Source organism: Candidatus Poribacteria bacterium (assembly GCA_009839745.1).
Classification (GTDB): domain Bacteria; phylum Poribacteria; class WGA-4E; order WGA-4E; family WGA-3G; genus WGA-3G.
This window is the reverse complement of record VXPE01000050.1, coordinates 16,391-39,790: the sequence shown is the minus strand read 5'-3', so window position 1 is coordinate 39,790 and position 23,400 is coordinate 16,391. Positions and strand designations below refer to the sequence as shown.

At 49.4% G+C, this 23,400-nt stretch carries 23 protein-coding genes and 1 tRNA gene; 4 read left to right on the top strand and 20 right to left on the bottom strand.

Annotated elements, in window-relative coordinates; all coding sequences use genetic code 11:
* Positions 1–61: 61 nt before the first annotated feature.
* From F4X88_08385 to F4X88_08375, 3 genes are all read left to right on the top strand, one after another.
* Positions 62–850, top strand: a complete 789-nt coding sequence (locus tag F4X88_08385; GenBank protein MYA56296.1) for a LamG domain-containing protein — start codon at positions 62–64, stop codon at positions 848–850.
* 130 nt (positions 851–980) lie between these two features.
* A complete protein-coding gene (locus tag F4X88_08380; protein MYA56295.1) occupies positions 981–2,447 on the top strand; it encodes an AAA family ATPase in 1,467 nt (488 codons plus the stop codon).
* Positions 2,434–2,922: a hypothetical protein gene (locus tag F4X88_08375; GenBank protein MYA56294.1), complete on the top strand. Its 489-nt coding sequence runs from the start codon at positions 2,434–2,436 to the stop codon at positions 2,920–2,922. The genes F4X88_08380 and F4X88_08375 overlap by 14 nt, the downstream gene beginning before the upstream one ends.
* 30 nt (positions 2,923–2,952) lie before the next feature.
* Here the strand turns inward: F4X88_08375 and F4X88_08370 are convergent, their stop codons facing one another.
* Positions 2,953–3,591 carry a hypothetical protein gene (locus tag F4X88_08370; GenBank protein MYA56293.1) on the bottom strand — a complete coding sequence of 213 codons (639 nt, stop codon included), beginning with the start codon at positions 3,589–3,591 and terminating at the stop codon, positions 2,953–2,955.
* Between the two features lie 217 nt (positions 3,592–3,808).
* Between F4X88_08370 and F4X88_08365 the strand changes: the two genes are divergently transcribed.
* The gene (locus F4X88_08365) at positions 3,809–4,858 is read left to right on the top strand and encodes a Gfo/Idh/MocA family oxidoreductase (GenBank protein MYA56292.1); all 1,050 of its coding nucleotides are present in this window, start codon (positions 3,809–3,811) and stop codon (positions 4,856–4,858) included.
* Between the two features lie 304 nt (positions 4,859–5,162).
* Here F4X88_08365 and F4X88_08360 read toward each other — a convergent pair whose 3' ends face one another.
* The 19 genes from F4X88_08360 to F4X88_08270 all read right to left on the bottom strand — a co-directional run bounded on the left by F4X88_08360 (position 5,163) and on the right by F4X88_08270 (position 23,371).
* Positions 5,163–6,128, bottom strand: a complete 966-nt coding sequence (locus F4X88_08360; protein ID MYA56291.1) for a zinc-binding dehydrogenase — start codon at positions 6,126–6,128, stop codon at positions 5,163–5,165.
* 50 nt (positions 6,129–6,178) lie between these two features.
* On the bottom strand, positions 6,179–7,252 hold the full coding sequence (locus F4X88_08355; protein MYA56290.1) for a 3'(2'),5'-bisphosphate nucleotidase: 1,074 nt from the start codon (positions 7,250–7,252) through the stop codon (positions 6,179–6,181).
* 146 nt (positions 7,253–7,398) lie between these two features.
* Positions 7,399–7,980 carry an aminoacyl-tRNA hydrolase gene (locus tag F4X88_08350; GenBank protein MYA56289.1) on the bottom strand — a complete coding sequence of 194 codons (582 nt, stop codon included), beginning with the start codon at positions 7,978–7,980 and terminating at the stop codon, positions 7,399–7,401.
* Between the two features lie 144 nt (positions 7,981–8,124).
* Positions 8,125–8,715, bottom strand: a complete 591-nt coding sequence (locus tag F4X88_08345; protein MYA56288.1) for a GerMN domain-containing protein — start codon at positions 8,713–8,715, stop codon at positions 8,125–8,127.
* A gap of 176 nt (positions 8,716–8,891) precedes the next feature.
* A complete protein-coding gene (locus F4X88_08340) occupies positions 8,892–10,079 on the bottom strand; it encodes a hypothetical protein (protein MYA56287.1) in 1,188 nt (395 codons plus the stop codon).
* A gap of 113 nt (positions 10,080–10,192) precedes the next feature.
* On the bottom strand, positions 10,193–10,867 hold the full coding sequence (locus F4X88_08335) for a 50S ribosomal protein L25 (GenBank protein ID MYA56286.1): 675 nt from the start codon (positions 10,865–10,867) through the stop codon (positions 10,193–10,195).
* 76 nt (positions 10,868–10,943) lie between these two features.
* Positions 10,944–11,015: transfer RNA gene (locus F4X88_08330), tRNA-Gln, on the bottom strand.
* A gap of 4 nt (positions 11,016–11,019) precedes the next feature.
* Positions 11,020–11,904, bottom strand: coding sequence for a 4-(cytidine 5'-diphospho)-2-C-methyl-D-erythritol kinase (locus F4X88_08325; protein MYA56285.1), 885 nt, complete (start codon positions 11,902–11,904; stop codon positions 11,020–11,022).
* Between the two features lie 9 nt (positions 11,905–11,913).
* Positions 11,914–12,777 carry an outer membrane lipoprotein-sorting protein gene (locus F4X88_08320; GenBank protein MYA56284.1) on the bottom strand — a complete coding sequence of 288 codons (864 nt, stop codon included), beginning with the start codon at positions 12,775–12,777 and terminating at the stop codon, positions 11,914–11,916.
* A 1-nt stretch (position 12,778) separates the two neighbouring features.
* Positions 12,779–13,969, bottom strand: coding sequence for an aspartate aminotransferase family protein (locus F4X88_08315; GenBank protein MYA56283.1), 1,191 nt, complete (start codon positions 13,967–13,969; stop codon positions 12,779–12,781).
* Positions 13,970–14,032: 63 nt separating this feature from the next.
* Positions 14,033–15,169 (bottom strand): mandelate racemase/muconate lactonizing enzyme family protein, encoded by a 1,137-nt coding sequence (locus F4X88_08310; protein ID MYA56282.1) that lies wholly within the window; start codon positions 15,167–15,169, stop codon positions 14,033–14,035.
* A 224-nt stretch (positions 15,170–15,393) separates the two neighbouring features.
* Positions 15,394–16,203, bottom strand: a complete 810-nt coding sequence (locus F4X88_08305; protein MYA56281.1) for a hypothetical protein — start codon at positions 16,201–16,203, stop codon at positions 15,394–15,396.
* Between the two features lie 99 nt (positions 16,204–16,302).
* Positions 16,303–17,499 (bottom strand): Gfo/Idh/MocA family oxidoreductase, encoded by a 1,197-nt coding sequence (locus F4X88_08300; GenBank protein MYA56280.1) that lies wholly within the window; start codon positions 17,497–17,499, stop codon positions 16,303–16,305.
* A gap of 148 nt (positions 17,500–17,647) precedes the next feature.
* Positions 17,648–18,697, bottom strand: coding sequence for a transporter substrate-binding domain-containing protein (locus F4X88_08295; GenBank protein MYA56279.1), 1,050 nt, complete (start codon positions 18,695–18,697; stop codon positions 17,648–17,650).
* A gap of 358 nt (positions 18,698–19,055) precedes the next feature.
* On the bottom strand, positions 19,056–19,433 hold the full coding sequence (locus tag F4X88_08290) for a GIY-YIG nuclease family protein (GenBank protein ID MYA56278.1): 378 nt from the start codon (positions 19,431–19,433) through the stop codon (positions 19,056–19,058).
* A gap of 114 nt (positions 19,434–19,547) precedes the next feature.
* Positions 19,548–19,976: a hypothetical protein gene (locus F4X88_08285; GenBank protein MYA56277.1), complete on the bottom strand. Its 429-nt coding sequence runs from the start codon at positions 19,974–19,976 to the stop codon at positions 19,548–19,550.
* 136 nt (positions 19,977–20,112) lie between these two features.
* Complete coding sequence (locus F4X88_08280) at positions 20,113–22,899, bottom strand: DUF1156 domain-containing protein (protein MYA56276.1); 2,787 nt, start codon at positions 22,897–22,899, stop codon at positions 20,113–20,115.
* Between the two features lie 3 nt (positions 22,900–22,902).
* On the bottom strand, positions 22,903–23,127 hold the full coding sequence (locus F4X88_08275; GenBank protein MYA56275.1) for a hypothetical protein: 225 nt from the start codon (positions 23,125–23,127) through the stop codon (positions 22,903–22,905).
* Positions 23,128–23,146: 19 nt separating this feature from the next.
* On the bottom strand, positions 23,147–23,371 hold the full coding sequence (locus F4X88_08270) for a hypothetical protein (GenBank protein MYA56274.1): 225 nt from the start codon (positions 23,369–23,371) through the stop codon (positions 23,147–23,149).
* Positions 23,372–23,400: the final 29 nt, after the last annotated feature.

The window sequence follows — 23,400 nt, the reverse complement described above, 5'->3', positions numbered from 1 at the left end:
TTTTACGAAAGGGGCGGGTTTTGACCCGCCCTTTTGTTCATTCTAAAAGGAGGGACCACTGATGAGAATCCAGATTCTGATGATGCTATGCGTTTTTCTAAGTCTATCTCTCTGCTTTGCGGGTTATGCTGCAGGTGGAAAAGGTAACGTGAAGCAACTCGGCGAGACGTTATATGTCTGGCATTTCGACGAAGGCACAGGAAAACAGGCGAAGGATGAAACTGCCGGCTTGGTCGGTGAATTCACCGGCAATATAAAATGGGCTGAAGGCATTTCGGGAGACGCTGTGCAAATGGCGGGCAAGGTCGGTAAAGCCGATTTCATAGAGGTCGCACATTCCGATGAGATTGATATAGACGAAGCAATCACGATGATGGCATGGGTTTATCCTGATGAACTCCCAGCGGGTGATCAGGCGAACAAATTTACCATCTTCTACAAGAACACCTATTATTTGCAAATTGAACCTGGAGAGGGGAAGCTCGCTTACTATTTCTATGAGACCAGTAGTCCCGGTTACCATATTTCTGATGGCAAGGTGAAGGCGGAAGAGTGGAGCCATATTGCCATTGTCTGGGATGGGAAGGAAGCCCGTTTCTATATCAATGGGGAATCTGATGGAACTGCTATCGCACAGAAGGGACCGGGTCTGAGTAGGGCGGATAAACCCTTACGGTTCGGCGGCGAGAATAACGGATGCTGTCCCCGTTTCTTTCAGGGACGTATTGATGAGTTGATGTTAGCCAATTATGCCCTTTCCGAAGCCGATCTCCAGAAAATCGTCAAGGATACGCTTGACGTTTCTGCCCCCGGCAAATTGGCAACGGTATGGGGTAATTTAAAAAGATAGAGGTGGTATGTGTTTATTCACTGCCTGTTTTGACTAAGATGGACGGGATCATTCTCGTCCATTTTTCATTGCAAATGGATAGGAATAGGCGTATAATTGGTTTAAAATCATCACTGGTGGGGAAGAGACAATGCACGAAACCAAAAGGGTACTAAAGCACCCAGACATCCAAATAGCAGTGGAGAATTTCGGACCGATAGAGAAGGCAGAGATAGATCTGCGTCCGCTGACTGTGTTTGTGGGTGAAAGCAACACCGGTAAGACGTATCTCGCCGCGCTCATTTATGCATTGCAGCGTGCTTTTTATGGAATCTCACGAGTTCCTTGGTTGCCTCATCGTATTTTTCAATTAGCCGGTGTTCACTATTCGCGACATCCTATCGTCTCGACTCAAGCATTATCAGAGGAAACGCGAGAGGTGCTTGAAAAATTAAATATGACTGGACAGCCATTCAAATTTTCTGATTCACCGCAGTGGTTACGGGACCGGTTGCAGTTGGATTTGGTGAATTCTGAAAGGTTTAGAGATGAACTCAGACGATGTTTCGATCTTGAGTCCGCTTTAGAACTCATAAGATTCACGGAAAGTCGGCATGATGCAATGAGGGTCTTATTGGAAGTGAGCGAGGAAAACCAGATCCTCTGGTCATTTGGCATCTATAACTCTGGCTCCGAAGTTACTACGGATGGATCTGTAAGTGAAGATACAGTCCTGCAGCACGACGATAGAGTGGCGTTAAGAGAGACACTTGACACCAGAGATTGGAGGCAAGAACCGGTGCGCGGTTTTAATTGGATGGCACCTGCAAAATCTTATTACTTGCCTGCTGCCCGAAGTGGTATCATGCAAAGCCACGGTATGATTGCCAGTTCGCTTGTAGATCGCGCGACCCGTGTTGGGTTGGAACAATTCTCTGAAATTCCCGTATTTTCCGGGATGATAGCGGATTTTCTGAAGCAAATCATTAATTACGATGAAAGTCGCTGGTTTTCAGATGAAATGAGTGGAATTGTCAAAGTTCTGGAGGACGAGGTACTACGTGGAGAGATAGAAGTTAGACGATCTGCAACAGAATATCCGGAATTTCGCTATCGACCCCGGAAAGCGGAACAGGCTCTACGTATGAGCCGATCTTCGTCGATGGTATCAGAACTCGCGCCGCTCGTGTTGTTCCTGCGTGGTGTTGTTCAACCAGGTGATACGTTCATCATTGAAGAGCCTGAAGCCCATTTGCATCCAAGAGCGCAGACTATGATGGCTCTTACACTTGCTCGTTTGGTTCGAACCGGTGTCCGTGTGATTATCACGACGCATAGCGACTGGTTCCTTGAGCAAATTGGCAATTTGGTTCGCGAGGGTGAAGTGATGAAACTGGGAAAAAATAAAACGGAACCGGCGACTTGGTTGACCAAAGAGGAGGTTGGGGCTTGGTGGTTCCGCGCGGACAAACCCGTGCAGAAAATTCCATTTAAACACATCGCTGGTATAGAACCAGAGGAGTATGGAGAGGTAGCTGAGGAACTCTACAATCGTTCGGTGGACCTCCGAACTCAACTTGAGGAGGTAGGAGGAGGCACCGAGGTTGAACAGGAGTGAAATTCTTGAAGATATCCGAGATCGGATAGGTAAAGAGAATCTTTTTGGTGGAAATTCATTTAGGCGCGGTCGATGTAGCACGGACCTAACTGGTGTCTCAGAAAGGGATCGAGTTGTTGTGGATTTAGACAAAGTATTTCCGAGTGGGCAAGAAGGGGAAAATCAGTGTGAGTGTGTTCTCTTCTACTTTGATGATGCAGAAAACTTTATTGTAGTTCCAATAGAACTCAAGGGGGGCGGTAATGTTGGCGCATCAGAAGCAGTGAAACAGTTAAAGACCGGAGCTGCTTTTGCTATTGATTACACACCCCGGAGTGTTAAGAGCGTCTGCCATCCCGTTTTATTTCATAATGGGATTAGTAGGGCGGAGGTCAGACAACTCAACAAGAGTCAATCAAGAGTCCGTTTCCGGGGCAAGTCGTTTGAGATTAAGACTGCGCGCTGTGGTGACAAGTTAGTAGATGTTCTGCCTTGATCTGTTGGTTTGTATGAAAGCACATGGAATTCAAGGAAGTTTAGACACGATCTCCTTAAGCGCACCCTCTTGCTGGGCGAGTGCTTTGAGGTCCGGGTTGAGTGTTACGGCTTGCGTAAGCGAGTCTACCGATTTTTGTGAGGCACCCTCTAACGCGTGAGCGCACGCAAGATTGTAATGAAGTAGGGCAGTCTTCGGGAAAGTTTGGAGGGCGTGTAAGCATATCTCACGCGCGTTGGTTGGTAAATTCTGCCGGAGATAGGCGGTTGTCAGGTTAACGTAGCCTTCCGCGATGTCCGGTGCCATCGCAATCACTTTCTTAAAATTCTCGACAGCGGGCGCATATTGTGCATCGTATAGATAGGCTTGCCCAAGGTTATTGTAAACCGAGGGTTCTTCGGTGAAAAAGAGGGTGCGCGTTTTGTTTTTGATTGCCTTCTGATACGTTCCGATTGCTGCTTTGGCATCGCCGTTGCGCATCAGGAAAGTTGCCTTCCGGTAATGATCGTTGAACTGGGTTTGGTGATGCCAGACCCACAGGAACAACACCGTTACTGCAAGGCAAAACGTCATGCAGACGATTCTGAAAACTTTATTCGTCGGTGTCTGCTCAGCGTCTTGTTCCTCTGTAGAGGCGTGCTCTGAAACTTGGTTTTCGTTGGATGTCATAATTTTTAAATTATTCGCAAGGCGTTAAATCAAGCGATTGGTTTAATAAACGCTTTTCTTATATCCGCCTGCGCCTTTGTTGCAGGCTGCTGTCTTTAGTTACAGCGTTAAAGATGGAATTAAAAACCGTAGCTCGTAATGAAATGGAGAGCGGATAAATGGAACGCGCGTCATAGATCTAACGTACGTCATTACTCCGCAAGGAAAAATTAAAAATATGAAGACTTACGGATTTGGTATTATTGGATGCGGAATGATTTCCGATTTTCATTCCGCCGCAATTTCTGAATTAGAACACGGTCGACTCGTCGCAGTCAGTTCACGGAATGCTGAGAACGCCAAACGGCTCACCGATCGTTACAACGTTGACAGTTACGTCGATTATGCGGAGATGCTCAAACGGGACGACTTAGATATTGTTTGCGTCTGCACGCCGAGCGGTGCGCATTTGGAACCCGCTGTCGCCGCTGCAGAAGCCGGTAAACACGTCATCGTTGAAAAACCGTTGGAAATCACGCTCCCACGGTGCGATCAGATTATTGAAGCGTGTGACGCATCGGGTGTCCGGCTCTGTGCCATCTTCAATTCCCGCTTCACCGAAAGTACGCAACTCGTTAAATCCACAATTGAGAGCGGACGGTTCGGTAGGTTAACCTTAGGCGATGCCTACATCAAGTGGTACCGTTCCCAAGAGTACTACGACAGTGGGGGTTGGCGAGGCACGTGGGATCTTGATGGCGGCGGCGCGCTCATGAACCAGTCCATCCACGCCATTGACCTCCTCCAGTATTTTATGGGACCCGTTAAATCTGTGCAAGCGTTTACCGATACCTTGGCACACGAGCGGATAGAGGTCGAAGATGCCGCTGTCGCCGCACTCCAATTTGAAAACGGGGCACTCGGTGTCATTGAAGGCACAACCGCCGCTTTCCCCGGCATGCTCAAGAAAACTGAAATCTCCGGCACGAAGGGGACTATCGTCTTAGCGGAAGAGGACATTGTGACGTGGGAATTCGACCCGGAACTCCCGGAAGATGCGGAGATCCGAGAGAAATTCGCCCAAAGGACAGACACCGGCGGTGGAGCATCCGACCCCAGAGCCATTAACCATGCCAATCATAGACGACAGATGGAAAACCTCATTAATGGTCTTGAACACGATGCCTCGCATCTCGTTGATGGACGCGAGGGACGCAAAGCCGTTGAGATTATCCTCGCTATCTATCAGTCCAGCCGTGAAGGATGTCCCGTTGAATTGCCGTTGTGATAAAGGTTATGAGTTATAAGTTATAATGTGAGTTTGATATATAGCAAATTCTAAGCATATATCAAGATTTTCGTAGGGGTTAGGTCTCCTAACCCTACGGGCGAGGTCACCTCGCCCCTACGAGAAGCACAAAGTCTCTTTTTTCAAACTCATGTAGTTATAAGTTTAGGACTTACACATTTCCTCTTAAAGTCCCCTTGATAAGGGGGAACAAGGGGTTAAATCCCTGATATAACACCTTTGGGTATAAGTCCACAGATCTTGGGCTTTATCGCTCTACCCAACCTACGGAACTGACTGACCCCTATTCATAGTCAAAAACTATCTTAATTGCCTCATGCTTCCTATTCAGTGCCATCTCAAATCCGAGTTGTGCTTCCGTAAAGGGCAGATGATGCGTAATAATTGGGGACACATCTAAACGTCCTTGGGCAATCATGTCCATCGCCAGTGGAAAGTCGTTCGGTGCATCCGGTCCGACGGAACCGATGAATCTAATATTTTTCCGGAAGAAATCTGCGAAATGGAAATCGTAAATTTGGTCGTCCGGGACCCCGAAGGCGAGAAGTGTCCCGTCGCGCTTCAGAAGTGAAAGACACTCGTTAATGGTTTCCGTTTGGTGTCCAACAACCTCAATGACCAGATCCGCCATCCTGCCTTCCGTGATTTCCTCAACGACAGCGACCGGATCCTCCTCAGCAGCGTTAATCGTGTGTGTGGCGTGCATCTTCTTGGAAACCGAGAGTCGAAAATCGACCAGATCTGTCGTAATCACTGTCTTCGCGCCAAGATTGCTCAATATATGTGTAAAGAGGAGCCCCATCGGTCCCTGTCCGATAACGACGGTGTCGAGATTCAGTAGGTTCGGCAGTTTTCGACATGCCCAAACAACTGTGCCGAGCGGTTGGGACATGAGGATGCAGTCCTTTCGCGGGAAATCCGTCAACGGCAACGTAACACTTTCATCCGATAGGAAATACTCTGAAAGTCCACCGATGTAGCGTGGCAGCGCGAGGACCTCGTCTCCTGCCTTGAATTTATCGGATGTGCTTTCTGTAACAATGCCGATTGCCTCGTGAATTGACAGTCCCGGTCCAAGTGGATAACTGTCCGCTGGATGTTCGAGGACGAACGACGGCATGTCAGTCCCACAAATGGCACTATGGACAGTTTTTATCATCACTGTGCCATCGGGGTAATCGGCGAGGTTCGGTTGTTCTATGTCAACAATTTCGATCTGACGTGGTGCAACGATTTGCCCAGCTTTCATATTTTTAATTTTCCTTGCGGTTCGGCTTTTAATTCTTCCTTGCGGTTCGGTCAAGTCGGTTTCGAGTTTGACGTGTCTTTCCGTGTTAACGCCTTTAAAACGTGTTGATGGAGTTTTCCGTTGGTTGCGATGATACCTCGATTCTCATGCATCCGTTTTCCTGTCAAAAAGTTGAGGGGACTCCCGTTCGCGTCTGTTACCGTCCCTCCTGCTTCTTCGACGACGATCAGTCCGGCAGCGTGGTCCCAGATGCATTCACGGTAATCCGGATAAGCCGGGTTCGGAAGACGGATATAGAGCGACGCTTCACCACGGGAAACGATCCCGTACTTCGCTTGGCTGTCCATGCGGACAGGCGATTCTGTAATCCCGAGGGCATTCGCAATGCGACTGTGCGCATCACTGTCCCCGTGCGTGGACTCGACGCTCTCTGCAAAGCGCTGAGTCGTTCCCGATACGTGTACGTGCTCTATGAAGTCCCCCGCTTTCGTGTAGAGACGCGTGCCTTCACCGCGGATGGCGACAAAGAGACCGCCCGGTTCCGCGTCTCCATCGTTCTCGGAGGGCACACGATCCCGATCATCGTGAGGGTGTGTCTCTGCCAACCGGTATGGCAGGTTTGGGCAGCCTAAAACCCCGAGTTGAACTGTGCCATCGACGATATAAGCCAAGGCGATCGCGTATTGATCCCGGCGCAGAAAGCCCTTCGTGCCGTCAATTGGGTCAAGTGTCCAGAAGTTCGGTCCTACTTCACCACTTCCTCGATCAATCCATTCACAGACGGTCTCTGCCGAGGGCGGGGCATCTTTGTAAAATCCGTTCACGTAAGCTGTGACACGTTCTAAAAGTGGAGCGTTCTCTTTCAGTGCCTGCGCGCTTTCCTCAGCGACGATAACGTCTTTGGGAAAAGCGTCGCCGATTGCCTTACATATCAGTGCCTGTGATCCGAAGTCGGCGACGGTTACGGGACTTCGGTCTGTCTTTTGGATTGCATCTGTTGATACCATCTCAGCTTGCACCTGCTCACAGAGTTGCATGGCTTTTATGACAGCGTCAATGGCAATTTGTACTTTGGTTTTCGGACTTTCAGTGTCCGTCAGCAAAGAAGATTTTTGGTTTGTCATCAGTGTCCTGTTTGGTTTGAAAGTTCCAGAGAAGAGGTATCAGGTGTCAGGGTGGCTTGCTCTACACCCCTAAAATCGTTCATATCCCTATTCCGGTTGAAATGAACTGAAAACCATCGTGAAACGAAGTGGAACGATGCCCAGATTCAATAATTAGAAGCGTTGAATTGGTTCATTGCTGTAAGAATATCATCTTTGACGAAGGTTTCAAGAGCACCAACGGCGCGGTCGATGGTATGCGCTATTTCAATCTCTTCGTCTTCTGTAAAATCTGTAAGGACATAATCGGTTAAGTTACCGATGGGTTCGCCGATGCCAATGCGTAAACGCGGAAATGCGGTAGTGCCCAAATGCTGAATAATAGACTTCATTCCCTTTTGTCCGCCATCACTCCCTTTCTGCCGCATCCGAAGCACACCGAGGTCTAAGTGAATATCATCATAGATGATGCACAATTCCGAGAGAGGAATCTCGAACTGTCTGATGAGTGCCGCGACAGCGATGCCACTGTTGTTCATATATGTCATCGGTTTGGCAAGGATAATAGGGAGATCGTGCCATGTCGCCTGCATAACGAGTGATTTGCAAATTAAATTCCGTGGCAGCTTTCCAGCGGAGAGCCGTGTCTGTAGGGTGTCCATCACGCGAAAACCGACGTTATGTTTGGTCTGCTCGTAGCGTCTCCCCGGATTGCCGAGTCCAACAATAAGTTTTACTTTCGTGTCCATATTTTTTAATAATTTTCAGTCGTCAGAGGAAGTAGTTATCAGTTATCAGTTACAAGAGGAAACCTTTGTTAAACGAAACCCTCTTTAACTGATGACCGACGACTGAAAGAAACTCTGTGGAACAGAGTTTCGCACTGATAACTATTAAAACAGATGTAAAGGTTGTGAAAGGTTGAGGTGTCCCGCGAGGGTTTTCACTTCCTCGCCATCAATTAAAATCTGCACCTGTTTAATTTCTTCAGGAAATGCGTCGAAAACAGTTTTAAGAATTGCTGTGACGGTCAAAAGTTCGGCTGTTGTCCCACCGATATGCCCATCGGTAAGATGGTTTGAAAAATCCAAGTATGCGGTTTGTTGGCTATCGATGTAAGTTTCGTTCAGGAGGGTTCCGCGCGGGATCGTGTTCCTAAAGTTAGGAGGTGTTTCCTGAATGAGGGCTACAACTATCTGGCTTAGGCGTTTGGTGAGTTCGGCATGGAGCCTGCGTTCGATTTTAACTGGGACAAGCGTCAGGGCAGTGGGATCAAGGAGAAATAGGTTGACCTCTTGTGGCGGTGGGGGTATGTCTGACGGATTCGCAGCGATAGGCAATGGGGGTGGGGCTATCGGAATCGCCGATTGCTTTGAGCGTTCAATTAGAAATAGCGTCATACCGAGACCCACTGCGATAAGGACCAAGGTTATGCCCCATATCACTAAAAGTCTTGAAAACCCTGCACTCCTGTTATGTTTCACTTTTTTAATTTTCCTTGCGGATAAGTTTCGGTGTTTGAGACTATAAGCGTTTTGTGTTCGAGTTGAAGAAACACCCAAGCAAAAACCCCTCCACTTCGTTACGGGCTGCGTTTTTTGTTCTAATAGTTATCGGCTGTCAGCTGCGAGTCCAGGTCAGTCCTGAACCGATTGATGTGTTACTGTGCTTGTTCTAATGCTGTTGGAGACGGACTGATAGAAGAAATGTATCGTTGGAAAGCGCGGACAATTGCTTCGGCAACGCCTGTGATATATTCAACATTAGAGAGTTTCTCTAAATCTTCCACGTTGGAGAGATAGCCGAGTTCCAAAAGAACCGCTGGCATATAGGTTTCGGATAACGCTACCAGTGGGAGTTCGATAATTTCCACGGGCGTTTCCGTTAGAAAATTCAATTCCGTTTGCAACGCGTGTGCGAAGTCTTGGCTCTGCTTTAGAAAATCGGCTTGCGCCAGGATTTTTAACCGTTGTCCTGTTTGTAAGGGCGGGGCAACCCCGCCTCTACTGCTTGGAAATCGAAAATACCCTTTGAGATTGTTGAGGTAAATCTTAATTCCTTTTTCATGTGGTGAAAAAGAGGCATTACAGTGTAGACTGAGAAAAAGTTGTCCTTGGTTCCGTTTTGCCACCTGAATGCGTTCAAAGTGCGTCTTTTTCGTATCTGTTTGGCGTGTGAGATAGACCTGTATGCCTTGCGCTTTGCTGATTGAGGAGAGTTGTTTTGCGAGTGCAAGGACGATATCTTTCTCAAGGAGTCCTGTGCTACTTTCGCATCCGCGGTCATCTGCACCGCCGTGTCCTGGGTCGATGATAATTGTCCAGTTCACGGAATTATCTGTTCGTGTTGGTGTCCATGTTCCCTTGGGTCTCAGCTGGACCCTTTTCAAGTTGGGGTTATAGAGGGCTTCGAGATTATAGAAATCTGGTAAGAGTTGCGTAAAAAAGGCGATGGGCAACATCGGCTGTTGCGCGATGATTATCGGTGGCGTTGGAAGGTTGCGGGTCATCCCGCCGGGATCGATACCGACGATAGGGTTCCCGATTTGTAAACGAATTTGCTTGTCTTGGATTTTCAGGGTAAGTCGTTTTCGCGGATGATTGTATTGATCCGCCATATCGGGATCGAAAACCTGTCTGACGGCATCAACGGGGAGGTAAATCTGCTCTGCTTGGAGTTGGGCAGTCACCTCGGCGATGGTTGCTCCATTAACATCAATGAAGCGAACGGAAGGTTCTTGGGCAATACAGTTGAGTGCGATAATCCACGCGAGGACACTGAAAAAAAGCGCGCAAACCGTTTTTCTAATGTTCCTTGCGGTTCGGTTAGGTAAACTTAGAGGTTTCACGTTCCTTTCCGTATATCCGCTTTCTGTGCGGGCGAGGTAACCTCGCCCCTGCGCGTTCCAAGCTGCGCGCTTTGGATTTCATTGGGTGGTGTGGTTTTTGCGTGTAGACAACGTTATTCATCGTCATCATCGCGCCTACGGGAAATAACTTCTGGTTCCGTAGGTTCTTCAGCGGCGTCTTCCTCTGCTCCTTCGCCCTCTTCATCCTCTGCTAATTCATCCTCAAGGTGGATGCGCGGTTGGCTCACCATTGCAAGAATCCGTTCAGGTTCATCTAAGATGTCAATTTCCTCGTCCAAGGTTAAATCACTCACATGGACGGAGTCCCCGATTTCCAAATGACCGACATCAATCGTAATCTCGTTCGGTATTTGCATCGGTAGGCAATGAAGGCTCACTTCGCGGAGCGGGGATTCAAGGACGCCACCCTGTTGAACACCGGGTGGGTTGCCTACGAGAATCACTGGGACGGCTGATGTCACGGGTTCATCCAGAGAGATCCTGATGAAATCCGCATGGAGTAAGGTCTGTTTATCTACCGGATGACGCTGAATTTCTTTGATAATGACCGTTTCAGGGGCGCCTGCACCAATTTCCATATTGATGATGACGTTTTCACCGTAGGTTCGTAGGAATTGTTTGAAAGTTCGCGCGTTGACTTGGATCGCCAACGTGTCCTGTGCGCGACCGTATAGCACAGCAGGGACCCCACCCTCTTTCCGAAGGTCCCGGGCACTCTGTTTTCCAAAGGTGTTGCGTTGTTGTGCTTCTAATTTCGCTTGTTGCATTTTTTAATTATACCTTAACCTAATCATTAAAAAAACTTTTGCCTTCATAGATTCAGTAACCGTGTCAGAAAAGAGACAGGGCGGGTAGGATTCGAACCTACGCATGCAGGTTCCAAAGACCTGTGCCTTACCGCTTGGCCACCGCCCTTTAATCATTCATATACAGATACACCGACGGGACTGGTTACCGTGGTTGTACAAAAACTTACCTTGTCTTTGAAGTATGACGCACACCGACGCGCTGCGCCACCGTTTTGCATCACCGCAAATACCGTAGCACCGCTCCCCGACATCAGCGCGCCACAAACCTCAGTCTGCGTAGATAACTCAGTTTTTAGCACGGCGATTTCGGGATACTCGGAAAAAACCGGAACCTCAAGTAGGTTGTATAGGTTACGCCCGATACCGGCGAGGTCGCCCTTCTCCAAACAAGCCTTTATAATTATACCTCTTTTTTCTCGTGTTGTCAAGGAAAAGTTCAATTTCTTAAATACAGTCGCTGTCGAAATTTCGATGCCGGGATTTAGAAGGAGGAGCGGGACATCCGAGAGCGCGGGAAGGCGTGTTAACTGATCGCCAATGCCGAGTCCCAACGCGGCACCGCCATGCAGGCAGAACGGGACATCTGCCCCCAACTGTGCCCCCAACTGCATGAGGTTTTCCTGTGTAAGACCGAGTGCAAAGAGTTCGTTTACACCGTGGAGGACAGCAGCGGCGTTTGCACTTCCGCCTGCGAGTCCAGCCGCAACCGGAATCCGCTTATGGATCTCAATCCCAATCCCGTCAACACCGCCTACCGAATCACTGAGGAGATTCGCGGCACGATATGCCAAATTACGTGAATCACGCGGGACCCCTGGGTGTTCACAGTAAACTGTTATGCCTTTTGCCCTCTGTTTGCGGAGGATAACGTCATCGTGCAACTCGATTGAATGGAAGATCGTTTCGAGGTTATGATACCCATCTTCGCGTTTGCCTACGACATCCAGATAGAGGTTAATTTTCGCATGCGCGCCGACCCTTATCTCTTGCACGATTTTTGCCCACTACTCCCGTAATTCTGACAGCGGGATAATTTCGATGTCCTCGCCCAAGAAGGGTTCGGAGTCAAACTTGCTGTCTTTAATCTCGACATTCAGTTCAACTTTGGCGATTGTCACGGCGACCCGTGTTTGCTCGAGTGGACGTTCGATTTCCACCTTGTGGGGTCGGAGGATACCGCTCACCTCACGGTAGTCAGCGAAAGTGGCACGTTGTTCAAGCGTGCCATTTTCATCGTGGATATGCCATTCTGTAACTCGGGGTTCACCCTCACGAATAAAGAGCGTGATAGTCTCCACGTATCCAGTTTGAAGACTCGGACGCTTAATGATGAATTTTGCCCCTGAGCTTTCAACGGATATGAAATTAGTGATGCGTCCGTCAAGAAACGGATTGGCGAAGATGGCACTTAACACATCTGACACACGTAAATCCACGCCGAAAATTTCTCGCAAAACCCCATCGGATAACGGTCCGACGTATGCTTTCTGTTCGTTCAGTAGGGCAAGTAGAAACTCATTCTTGTCTTGATTGGCAATTGCGATGCCGCGTGGCTCATTGTAGGGTCCCAAGGCTTGAATCTGGAGCAATTCTCCGCCGTTCTCCGATTTTTTATACCACAACAATTCTCGGAGCTCTTCACTCCGTTCGCCTTCCTTGATCCTCACCATCATTCGGGTGATCTTTAAAGAACCGGTCAGATCGTATCTCGCTTGCAGTGTGTTGAGAATAGCGTCCAATTCCGTGCGGGTCGCAGGTGACAATTCAATTGTGGGCGTGCTCCCTGTGCATCCTACGACAGCAAGGAGAAGACAGAACACATAGATTTTTGTCCATGCAGCGGTGTTGCGCTTTGCGATGTGTAACATCTTAGAGAACTTCAGACATCGATTTTTCGACGATGTTGACGGCTTCCTCAACGTGACCGGCATTGACATTGAGCGGTGGTAAGAACCGAAGGACATAATCGTTGGTGCAGATGGTGACCAGTCCGTTTTCAATACACTGTGCAGCGATCGGTGTCGCATCGACGTCCATCACTAAGCCGCGGAGCAAGCCTTTCCCGCGGACTTCTTTGATCGGGTACTGATCCTTTAGTTCCATCAGTCCACCGGCAAGGTAATTCCCCATTTTAACGGCGTTTACGGCGAGGTTCTCTTCCAGAATGGTTCTGACGGTTGTGGCTGCTGCCGCCGTGACTAACGGATTTCCGCCGAATGTCGCGGCGTGGGTGCCGGGGACGAAACTCTCTGCTATGTGTCGTTTCGCCAACATCGCACCGATCGGGACACCGCTACCGAGCGCCTTTGCCATCGTAATTACATCTGGCACAACGCCGTAGCTTTGGTATCCGAAAAAGGTGCCTAATCTCCCCATCGCTGTCTGAACTTCGTCGAACATGAGTAGCAGGTTATGTTTATCACAGAGTTCTCGTAACCCGTGGAGATACCCATCACTGGGGATGTTTACGCCACCTTCCGACTGGATCGGTTCGACTAAAATGGCGCATGTCTTCTCACTGATGGCGGCTTCGGTGGCTTCAAGGTCATCGAAAGGGACGTATTTGAAGCCTTCCAGCATCGGCTCAAATCCGACGTGATATTTCGTTTGTGCCGTAGCGGTAATCGTCGCCATCGTCCGTCCGTGGAACGAATTCTCCATTGTGATGATTTCGTAGGCATCTGTTCTACCGCTGTCTTTGGCGTATTTCCGCGCCAATTTAATTGCCGCTTCGTTCGCTTCGGCACCGCTGTTGCAGAAGAAGCACTGGTCCATGTCGGAGTTATCGATCAGTAGTTTCGCGAGTTCTGCCTGCGGTTGAATATAGTAGAGATTGGATGTGTGCAGCAGGTTGCCTGCCTGTTCACGAATGGCGGCAACGACCTTCGGGTGGCAGTGTCCTAACCCGTTGACGGCGAGTCCGCCGAGGAAGTCGAGGTATTTTTTGCCATCGGCATCCCAGAGGTAGGGACCCTCGCCTTTGACGAATGCAAGGCTTCTGTCACCGTAGGTATTGATGATATATTCCGTCGCCATCTCTTTAATTTCAGCGGTTGTCATTCAATGTTTCTCCTTCGATGTGGGGTGTGGTGCGGTTGGAAACCGCACCTACCAGAGTTGATATTACCAATTCGTGTAGGCACCGTCATCGCGTTGGTAGCCGTGAGGCGGTCCATACTCTTGTGTTGAGACGTTGGTAAGTGCGTCTTCGTTGAATTCGATACCGAGTCCCGGACGTTCAGGCGGTAGGAGATACCCTGATTCCCACGGCACTTGCACCGGGAATACGTCGGTTAGCGAGGACATCGGGGCACGTGGGAGTTCCTGCACACCGACGAGTGACGAAGACAAACAGAGATGCAGACCTGCTGCAGCGGATACGGGTCCCAACGGGTTGTGGGGTGCTATATAGATGTAGTGCGTTTCGCACCATCCCGCGATTTTACGCGCCTCTGTTAACCCACCGGCGATGCAGAGATCGACACGGCAGTAGTCCATGAGGTCTTCTTCAATGACTTCTCGGAATGTCCATTTGCTGTCGAATTGCTCACCAATGGCAAGTGGCACCGAAGTCTGCTGCCGGAGCCGTTTCAGACTCGCGGGGTTCTCGGCTCGAAGTGGATCCTCAATGAAGAACGGATTGTATTGTGCAACCTTGTTACAGAAATCGAGGCTGTCTGCTGGATCGAGACGGGTATGCACATCGATCAGTATTTCGAGATCATCGCCGAATTCCCGACGCACGGTTTCCACCTGCTTAACGGTGTTTCGGATGGCGCGTCTGGGTTCAAACGTCCCGCCACTGTCAGAGTGGTCAACCACACTCCAGCGGACGAACTTCCAACCGGCTTCGTAGGTGTGCCTGCAGCTCTCGATGATTGCATCAATTGAGCCGCCACCGTTATGCGGGTAGCAGACGACTTTGTCTCTCGTGCGTCCGCCCAAAAGTTCATAGACCGGAACGTTCAAGGCTTTTCCTTTGATGTCCCAGAGTGCGATGTCTACGGCACTGACTGCGGAGGATTGGACGACACCCCCGGGGAAAAAGCCGCCGCGGAACATCACTTGCCATAGGTGTTCGATTCGGAACGGGTCTGCACCGATGAGAAAGGGTTCAAACGAGCGAATGATTTCGGCTAAGGCGAGCGAGCGACGGCGGAGTCCACCCTCGCCGACACCATAGATACCCGCATCGGTTTCGACTTTCACGAAGAAGTGTCCATCTGCTGAAACGAACGATTTAACTTTAGTAATCTTCATATTTTAATTGTTCCTTGCGGTTCGGTGAGGAGGGTTTGGATGTTGACGTGCCTCCCCGTGGGTCCGCCTGCGCCGTTGTTGCAGGCTGCGTTTTTGATTAAAAAGCAAAAATAAAACTTGCACCTATACCGAAAACCCATTTGTTGTTGGCGAGGTTTGTAATCCCACTTTACCTTGCCTAAATTGAGATCCATAGATTCACTCTGCTCACCCCAGCTGACTGACTACACAGCAGCCAATGTTGGCGTGTTGTCCTGACAGTGGACCGGACGGAAGAGCGTCTGGCGTTTGAACGGCATCTCTTCGACGTGCTTCGGATGTGGTTCCCACTTGTGCCATTTGTTTCCAACTGTGTTGTAGCAGTGGAACAGCGCGACCCGATCAACGGATTCATCGGTCCATCTTGCACCGGTATGTGTGATTGCCTCTGTGAAGATAAGCACGGAGCCAGCCGGACAGGTATAGTCTTCCCACAGCGGTGAATTGCGATCTTCTGTTGATTTCGGTGCGGGGAATGCCCCTTTATGGCTCCCCGTGAGGAACATCGTTCCACCACCGCCTTCCTCGACGGGATTGAGCTCCCAGACGACACGCGTCAGTCCGCTGTGTGCACTGTCATGGTGTAGATGATAGGTGTGTGAGTTGCCGGGAAAGTTGAGCATCCCACGCCCGCCGTGTGGACTGAAGTTGTCATGTCCGTTCGGACGAATCGTTAGGAACGTGCCCTCTAATCTGAATCCGTAACAGTTCTCGTTCGCATAAGCCGACGTGAGGAATTCGTTCATAAACCCGTGCACGACTGGGTGATCGGTTAGCGATTCAAGGGGACCCCCGATGGGAGAGCGATGGTGTTCAGGAATGATTGATTCGGGTTCCTGTTTGAGTTGATAACAGAACTCACGCATCTCTTTAATCTCATTTTCGCTGAGTACACCTGGGAATAGGAGCCATCCACGGGTATCAAAGAGGAAACGTTGTTCTTCCGTGAGTGGGATCGGTGGTAGATTATCAGCATTCGTCGTAGGATTCGGCATAATTTTCCTCATCGTCTGAATCGCGGATTATCGCGGATTTATCAGATTTCGCGGATTTTGGGGTTCCGTGTATCCAACGTCTTCGGTAAAGTGTTGAATTCATTTGTAGAGGCGTTCGTCTTCTAATGATAACCAGGTGCCGTAATCACGAGGCATATCCCGTATTTCACCCAGACCGGCTTCAGCACGCCATTTTAGTAAGGGGTGCTCTCGGTTTTTCTGGGGCAACTCCACACGTGTGCCGTAGATAGCCGACTCAAAGATTGCCATGAGAATCTCGATGACATGGCGACCCTCTTCGCCGTTGGATTCGTGTTCTCGGTTTTCGTCCAATGCCTTCACATATTCGTCAACGAAACAGTAATCGTCAGCATTTGCGCCCTTGTCGGGGTCAAAATGGTCTGGATAGATAGAGGCGAGTGCCTCCCATTGGTCGTGCGTGCCGTCAGGGACGAAATGCGGTGTAGGGAGCCACCACGAACCTTTGAGTTCCGACCAGAAGAGTCTGCCTTCAGTGCCGTAGAGTTCCATGACGTAGGCATCGGTGTCTACCTTCGGAAATCGGTGCTGAAGAAGGGTACCGGTGACGTTTCCGTCAAATTGGAGTGTCGCTGTGGCGTATTCGCCTGCGACTGTTCCCATGCCAGCGGGTGAGGGGAGAACATCGTCGTGTGTGATGGCGCGTCCGCCTGTCGTTGCCTGTGCCACAACGCTTCTGCAACGCCCACCGAAGCGCATCATGTTGTTGACGACATGTGTTCCGATGTTCATGAGTCCGTAACCGGCGTAGTAGCCTTTTCCAGAGGCGTAGATGTAGCGGAGATCGCCGATTTTGCCTGCGTCTAAGACTTTGGCGACTGCCTGCATTGAGGGACTCGTGCGGCGTTGATGATGCACAGCGACGCGAGCGTTTTTCTCTTTCGCCTTCGCCAATACTTCATCCGCTTGAACCAGATCAATGCAGAGCGGTTTCTCTACTTCAATGTTCACGCCGTGTTCAAGGACACGCATACAGAGCGGATAGTGTGCCTCTGTTGCTGTAGGGATTGCGACAATATCGGGGGCTGTCTGCTGGATCATCTCGTTTAAATCGGTGAAATGTGCGGAGACGTTCACGATGTCGCCGAGGGCATCTAACCGTTCTTGGACGAGGTCGCAGAGTGCCACGATTTCGGTGCGTGGGTGTGCGTGATATGCTTTTGCTGCCGAGGTGCCGCGACTCCGACACCCCAATATGGCAACGCGATACGTTTTCATTTTTCTAACTATGTGCTCCTGGACTGCGCTCCATTTCATTACGCGCAGGTTTTTGATTAATTCGTGACGCTTCTGCGAATTTGTACGTTTCTGTACTTGAAGTCTCGTACTGGTTCTGACAGTGATTTGATAATATTAATCTATTTTGCGTCTGCTGTCAAGTTTTTTATACGAGACCTAAAATCGTTTATTCTACTGTGGCATTCCACTGCTCGGCACGTTTCATGAATACCGACGGATCCTGCAACCATTCTCCATAACCGATGTTTTTGTTATCTGTCAGATAGTCAAGTTTTTCATCAATGCAGGCGGCGAGATCGACATCTTCGAGAGCGAGCGTAAATCCGCCATACTCTATCTGCTCATCAAAGGCGGTGACGACAAGTTCGCCCTGTGAGGCGTGCGCGGCTTCCTGACTACCAACCTCACCCCGCGCGATCGCATCAATACGGCCCGTAATGAGTGCCTCAAGCAGCTCTGACTCTCCCAAGACATCACCGAGATAGATGACCTGCGGTAGAGTTTCCGTAGGTGGATAGAGATGTTGCCTACCCGTCAGGTTCGGAGAGGCACCGGCAGCCGTAATCGTGTAAGCCGCTGTGCCATCGGCAACGACAGTCCTATCACGAGTCTCAACCCGGGTGCCCGATAAAAGGACACCGTCAGCATCAACGAACCCAGTAAGTTGAAGTAAACGCGCCTCGCCCGTTGTCCCAGGAAGTGTCCCAACGCGAACTTCACTGTTAAGGGCAACATGCGTGGAGAGACGTTCCGCGTCTTCAGCACGAACCAAAAGCGTTTGTCGAAACTTGATATGTCCGGATGTAAAGGTGACGACAGGCATACCTGTGGCATCTTGCCTCCGAGCTTCCAGAATGGTAATGCCGCCTCCGATAATATCATACGTGGGTTCAGCGGACTTCAGCCAGATGCCGTCCCATTCGGTGATAGCCGTTCGAGAGAACATCAAACCCGCCCCTTCCATCGCTTCAAGTGCAGTCAACAGGTCGGCTTCATAACCGAGATGTGTATTGAACGCAGGCGAAGTAGGGTCTTCTTCGGCACTGTAACTAACAGGTGCGAAATGGGCATAAAAGCCGACCTTCAACACGCGGGTTCCGTCCGTACACGTGCCTGTGGCTGTTCCCTGTTGGGGTGTAGCGATGTGTCGCGCCTGCTCGCACCCTGAAAGCATCGCTGTTATGAATATGAGTAAGATAAAAAGTCGGAAACGCATTGAAATCCTCCTATGTTACTTTCCGTGATAATATTTAGGATTGTGACATTTGAATTAACCTTTAGAAACTCAGTCCCAGTGTGGATTTATCGGGTATCGGTGGCGTGCGGGCATTTGGGGTTTACTGTGAAAATATCAATATGTTGAAATATGTATAACAGAATGTGTGATGTTTTCTGTCTGAAGGAGCGGTCAACCCTTTAAAAATGTTACACTTGGTGTAACATTTGGTGGACGAAGGGATCGGTAGAGAACCCAGTAACTGTAAGGGTTCAGAGGTTTTCTTTTTCTGATTTTCGGATGTAAAAAAAATAATTTAGTGGGAAAGTGTAACATTTTATTTTACACACCCTTCCTGTTAGGATTTGTCGGGATTCATTTTCAGATTGGTTTTCGGTTTCCACTCGCGGATGAGTTCAGTTTCCAGTGCCACTGTTTCTTGTGCGTCCTCTGTGAATTCTACCGAAAATTGGATAATCCGCCCAAACATCCGAAGTTGTGAATGGAGTCCGTCATTCTGTGCGTTTGAATGGTGCTGCAACAACCGCCTCCGCACGCAGGTTGTGGATTCTCCGACGTAGAGGCATTCGTTTCGTCCCTCGGTGCCGGTTTTCCGCCATAACACGTATACCCCGCTGCGTCCGGTCGGTAATTGCTGGATCTCTTCGCGCGTGAAGGGACGGAGGTTGCGCTTGAGTTGATATTGGAGGACGTAGAGGGTAACAGGGTCGGACATAGGATGTTTTCCATTGTCTGAATGGGATGAAGTAATCCAAGAAAGACGGGCGAGGAGACCTCGCCCCTACGAAGTCTCTCTATTCCCTTGCTTGGGTGGGCAAAAGGAGCAGCGTTAGGGACTGACAATCTGCCGTTGCTTGAGTGTTTCGATTTCCTGTGTGAGCGTTTCAATCTGTTTTTCGAGAGTGTCCTCTTTTCTGCTTCGCTTGTGTGCTAAGATGCCCCACACGGTCGCGCCTATCGCCAGAATCGCCAACGGAATACCGATGCAGGCAATGATGATGTTGTTGAGTCTGTCAAAGTTTTTTTCGAGACCTTCGAAGCGTCTGTCGAGACTCTCAAAACGTTTGTCAAAGTTTTTTTCGAGGCTCTCGAAGCGTGCGTTAACGTTTTTTTCGAAGGTGTCAATTTTTTCGTTTAGATTCCGGATATCCGTTTTCATCACGGCAATATCGGTTTCAAGAGTGCTCGTAGCGGTTTCGGCGCGTAAGGGGGACGCGATTGTGCAGAAGAGTATTGAGAGGGCAAGCATGGTTTTCATCGGAATTACCTGTAGATTGCAGAGAGGCGAGGTTAGAAACCTCACCAACGGGAGATCAGATTTTCCTTCCTGAAGACTGTCCTTGTATTTTCAGATTTTGCCATAATTCAATTATACTACATTCTCACAGATTATGCTACAACATTAATTGCTCCGGTGATCCCATGGATTGCGAAATGTATTGCCACTGGGTTACGAGGTTGTTATAGTGTGCTGCGCTTTCGGCATCGCCGCGGGATTCATAGTAGGCGTATAGGAGACGTGCCAGACGTTTTGCGGATTCGTAGTCGTTCATGGAACGGGCAACGGTGGTGCATCCCGAGATGCCGCCGCTGTTTTCTCCACCTGAGAGATGCCACATCATCCGCAGGCACCCCTCCCATGCTGTCATCTCTTCGCTGTTTTCACGCTCTGCGTATTCTTCCGGTTTCAGGAGCCGAACCTTACCACGGCCTCTGAGCAATACTTTATTGTGCATGGTGTTGATGTCCACACCCTTTGCTGTTGCTAATACTTGTGCGTCTCCGAAATTGCCTTCTGTGTAGCCGTGTTGCTTCAACCACGTCAAACAGAACTGACTCTCGGGATCCAGGTCACCCGTCTCCTTTTCATGGTATGCCGAGATTTCGGTGTTGATGTGCATAAGCACCTCACGTATTGGGACAATTTCACCATTGATTCGTGTTACCTTACTATAGCGGGAGTAGATCTCCATGCCTGGACCAATGGCGGCTTGTGTGAGATCAACAGGTCTGATATTGGCAATGCGTGTGAGGCTATCAAGTGCCGGTGGCATCTCCTTTTTCAGTTCTTGTAGGAATTCGTTACGGGTTATAGCAGGGGCATTTTCAGACCGCGGTTGGCAGACGAGAACAATAGAAGACGCGAGTGCGTTTTTATTTGTCTTAAGTGCTTTGGGTTGTTCTGTGCGCATCGGCCAAGTGCCAACGATTTGAAAACCTGCATTGACAATTGCTGTGAGCATTGTTTCCCATCTAGTGGAGGTTTTTCCATCCTGATCTTCTTCTTGTTGTCTATAGGCATAAAAGATGGAAGTAGGAAACTCGTTGGAGCAGTATGAGCGCAGTCGCAGTAGTGTCTTGTTCAGCAATTCTTCAAAGTGTCGCTTGGCATCTTCAAACCGCGGCGCGGCAACTATTTCTTCCTCCTTTGGGGTCATCATGCCAGCAAACAAATGTGGATATATATCGCGAAGCACAGGCCTTAGCCAAACATAGAAGAAATCGGACAAATCAGCGTAGCCAATGTTGTCGTAGTAGGGCGGATCCGTAACGATAACGGGTCTATGGGTAGCCTGCAATGTGGCAGCATCTGCCTGATACACCTCTCCCACGTTTGCGGAAGTAGTCAAGTTTTCAATCACCTTTGCAATCCATTCCACTTGTGCCATCCAATTCTGTGTTGTCTTAGAGAATGGATTTGTTTCGGCAAAACTCCAACTCATGTTAATTACTTGACGCGTGAAAATGGTCCTAACTACCTCATCTGTATCTTGCCACCAAGCAAAGGAACATCCGCTCTCAGCCAACCTTCCAATAGCAAGAGACAGGTAGATACAAATTGCAGAGGCATAGTCAGAAGAAGCACCATCCCGCATCATTTGATTATGAGTTTCACCTAGAGCATCGCCAAAGAGCTTCAGGGCAGTTAACTGACGTTCGCTAAAAAGTTGATGCCATTGTGTGATTCCATACCCCTGGACCCTGAATCCCAAAGCTTGATTTGGCAGTTTACCCTTCGGTCGCCAAGAGGATTCGGCAGACTGTGTTACTTGAATATTCTCATCCGTGGGTGGCAAGAACAGTTTTCTGCGATTACCCTCAGCGACCACTGTTGTCATTATTGTTTTCATTTTGCCTGCTTTTGCTTGTTCACGTACATAAGGCAATTTGACTGCACTGCCACAAGCGATGCAGGAAGTACCATTTTTGTTTACTATACCGGCCTTCGGGACTCCTTCATCATTGGTTTGCACAACCCATGAAATTGTGTTTGATTCTCTATCAACAACGGGTTTAACCCAATGCTCGTTGCCTTTCTTTTTGGATAGTTGAAACGTTTTCATCAGGGGCATCTGGAGACCGCAAGCAGGATTGGCACACGGCACCGTGCGTGCCCACAACCACGCCACCACTGTGGCAGAGGTGCCATCTGGTAATTGTGCTTTTGGATAGAGGTGCCCGATGCGTTCATACGCTTTCTCACGCATCCACTTGCCATAGTAGCGGATGTCATCTGCTAAACCAGCAGTGCCTTTCCACGGGACGCGCGTTCTCCTGCTACCTGTGCCGGTGAACATTCCCATGGGATCAGCATCAGGGTTGACAGGTTTCTGGTTGTGGAACTTTGGGGGCAGTTCAATCATTGCTTTGTTAAGCAAGACGGGGAGCGGGTTTAGGTCGGAGGCGCGGGCGCGTAATCCCAAACGTTGTGCCTCAAGCGGAATGGAGCCGCCGCCACAAAATGGATCGTAGACAGGAGGGCAATGGTCGCGGAGGTATTTTAGGACTGCATCTGGGTCGTTTTTAAATTTTTTACGAAAAAGCGTTAGATTTTCTCCGTTGTTGCGGGCGACAGAATATGCGATTTCATAGCGTGCCTCTGCCAATAGGTTTTCGTCTTTGCTATTTTGCCAGACCACGAGTCGCTTCATGAGGTTGTGGAGTCGGGTGCGTTCGGCGTTCTGTTCGGGTTCGGTTGGGAATTCGTCTTTGCATTCGGAAGGGTCATCCACCATGCTGGCGAAAATCACAGCACGGCATGCAGCGAGAGGACGGCGTGCCCAATAGCGGTGGAGTGTGGATGGGTGACCATGTGTGAGGGAAGCGTCTTTTGCGGACTCTACGTTGATGGCTTGGAGAGGGATGTTAACCTCGATGAGTTTTTTTCGGTAATTGGGCATACGTCAGTCAATCAGTTTTTGCGCGAAAGTTTCGATGTTCGGCACCCGAGGTGCTGCGAGATGGAGTTCCTTAAGCCGTTCCAAATCATCAATGTTTTGGAGCATAGGTGTTAAGGCACGCACCGCTTCTGTGTGAAATTGCAGTTCAAGCAGAGCCAGAGTATTTTCGATGGTAGTTTGTCTGGCAGCTCGTTCCATTTGGCGTTGGTACGTTTTAGATTCTTGCATAAGTTCCTATTGCATGCTTCTATTCGTGTAACATCTGTGCAAAGGCTTCAAGGCTTTGCATATCGGGTACTGCGACTAACAATTGTTTGAGGCGTTCCAAATCATTAATATTCTGGAGTGCAGGTGTTAAGGCACTCACCTCCTCTGTATGGAACCGCTTTTTAAGCAAAGCCAGAGTATTTTCGATGGTAGTTTGTCTGGCAGCTCTTTCCATTTGGCGTTGGTAGGTTTTAGATTCTTGCATAAGTTCCTCCGGTATGAGTCGGTCTAACA

Coding starts and splice junctions, on each gene's coding strand:
- F4X88_08385 (MYA56296.1), top strand. CDS start 62: ATGAGAATCCAGATTCTGATGATGCTATGCGTTTTTCTAAGTCTATCT.
- F4X88_08380 (MYA56295.1), top strand. CDS start 981: ATGCACGAAACCAAAAGGGTACTAAAGCACCCAGACATCCAAATAGCA.
- F4X88_08370 (MYA56293.1), bottom strand. CDS start 3,591: ATGACATCCAACGAAAACCAAGTTTCAGAGCACGCCTCTACAGAGGAA.
- F4X88_08365 (MYA56292.1), top strand. CDS start 3,809: ATGAAGACTTACGGATTTGGTATTATTGGATGCGGAATGATTTCCGAT.
- F4X88_08360 (MYA56291.1), bottom strand. CDS start 6,128: ATGAAAGCTGGGCAAATCGTTGCACCACGTCAGATCGAAATTGTTGAC.
- F4X88_08355 (MYA56290.1), bottom strand. CDS start 7,252: ATGACAAACCAAAAATCTTCTTTGCTGACGGACACTGAAAGTCCGAAA.
- F4X88_08350 (MYA56289.1), bottom strand. CDS start 7,980: ATGGACACGAAAGTAAAACTTATTGTTGGACTCGGCAATCCGGGGAGA.
- F4X88_08335 (MYA56286.1), bottom strand. CDS start 10,867: ATGCAACAAGCGAAATTAGAAGCACAACAACGCAACACCTTTGGAAAA.
- F4X88_08320 (MYA56284.1), bottom strand. CDS start 12,777: ATGTTACACATCGCAAAGCGCAACACCGCTGCATGGACAAAAATCTAT.
- F4X88_08315 (MYA56283.1), bottom strand. CDS start 13,969: ATGACAACCGCTGAAATTAAAGAGATGGCGACGGAATATATCATCAAT.
- F4X88_08310 (MYA56282.1), bottom strand. CDS start 15,169: ATGAAGATTACTAAAGTTAAATCGTTCGTTTCAGCAGATGGACACTTC.
- F4X88_08305 (MYA56281.1), bottom strand. CDS start 16,203: ATGCCGAATCCTACGACGAATGCTGATAATCTACCACCGATCCCACTC.
- F4X88_08300 (MYA56280.1), bottom strand. CDS start 17,499: ATGAAATGGAGCGCAGTCCAGGAGCACATAGTTAGAAAAATGAAAACG.
- F4X88_08295 (MYA56279.1), bottom strand. CDS start 18,697: ATGCGTTTCCGACTTTTTATCTTACTCATATTCATAACAGCGATGCTT.
- F4X88_08290 (MYA56278.1), bottom strand. CDS start 19,433: ATGTCCGACCCTGTTACCCTCTACGTCCTCCAATATCAACTCAAGCGC.
- F4X88_08285 (MYA56277.1), bottom strand. CDS start 19,976: ATGAAAACCATGCTTGCCCTCTCAATACTCTTCTGCACAATCGCGTCC.
- F4X88_08280 (MYA56276.1), bottom strand. CDS start 22,899: ATGCCCAATTACCGAAAAAAACTCATCGAGGTTAACATCCCTCTCCAA.
- F4X88_08275 (MYA56275.1), bottom strand. CDS start 23,127: ATGCAAGAATCTAAAACGTACCAACGCCAAATGGAACGAGCTGCCAGA.
- F4X88_08270 (MYA56274.1), bottom strand. CDS start 23,371: ATGCAAGAATCTAAAACCTACCAACGCCAAATGGAAAGAGCTGCCAGA.